1 pseudogene is annotated in these 1,148 nt (G+C 67.7%); it reads right to left on the bottom strand.

Annotated features, from left to right (window positions below):
* Nucleotides 1-1,148 (bottom strand): annotated as a pseudogene (locus tag V7787_RS52815) (hypothetical protein); the annotation flags it as partial.

Raw genomic sequence — 1,148 nt, 5'->3', positions numbered from 1 at the left:
GGCGCCGGCGCCGCCGTTGGCGGCCGGATCCCACAACAGCGAATCCTGGCCGAGCGAAGACACCTTGCTTTCCACCGCCTTCAACTGGCTGATGTTGGCCGCGTCGGTATCGCCCGCACCCGCCGCGACGTTGGTCAGACGGCGTTCGCTGTTGGCCCCGCCGACCGAGACCTCGCCCACCGGCATCGTGCCGGCCACGGCGTAGGTCGACGCCACCGGAACGTAAGCCGCGTTGCCGAGGCTGGCACCGTTGGCGACCGAACCCGCGCCCAGAGCGACGCTGCCGACATGGCTGGCCTGCGCATTGCGGCCGATGGCCACCGCGTCGGCAGCGGAGCTGACGGCGTTGTAACCGACCGCAGTGGAACCGGCGACTTGCGCGTGCGCATCGTCCTGAGCCAGACCGGTGTCGTTGGTGCGCGCATAACGCGTACCGCGGCCGTTCTGTTCCAGGTACGCCGGATCGGTCGGACCGACCTGGTTCTGCAGGTTGGTGATGGCGCCTTCGTTGTTGGTGACGCGGTTGTCGAGGTTGGTGATGTCGCCCTCGGCCGTGGTCACGCGGCCGTCCAGCGCCGCGACGTTTTCGTTGGTCTGGAACAGCTGCGAGCCGTTGACCGCATCGGTGCTCGCCGCGCTCAGGTCAGCCGCGGTCACACCGGTGATCTTGCCGGCGCCGCCGTCGTTGACCACCACGTTGCCGAACTTCGGCGACTCGGCCAACTGCACGTTGATCGCGCCGGTGGTCGGGTCGGTCACCGTCTTCAGGTTGGCGCCCGAATAGGTGCCAGCCGTAGCGGCGTCGCCGCGGATCGACAGCGTCTGGCCCAGGTCGCGGTGCACATCGCCGGCGGCGTTGTCGTTGCCGGTGAAGTTCATGCCCAGGGTCGTGGAACCGCCGGAGACCGCATCGAGTTGGCTCTTGTTGACCGCATCGGTAGCCGCGACGCCAGCGGCGACGTTGCTGACGACTTGGTTGCCAGCGTTGATGCCGGCCGAGGTCACGCTCGGGCCGCCCGTGATGGTCAGACCGGTATTGTCGAGGCGGCTGTTGCCCGCAACGACGCTGTTGACGGTGATGTCGTCGGCCAGATCGAAGTTGACGTTATCGTCCGCACCGGTCTTGCTGACGACGATGTTGCCGCCGA

It is taken from the genome of Pseudomonas sp. CGJS7 (genome assembly GCF_036961695.1).
This window is presented reverse-complemented; position numbering and strand designations above follow the sequence as displayed.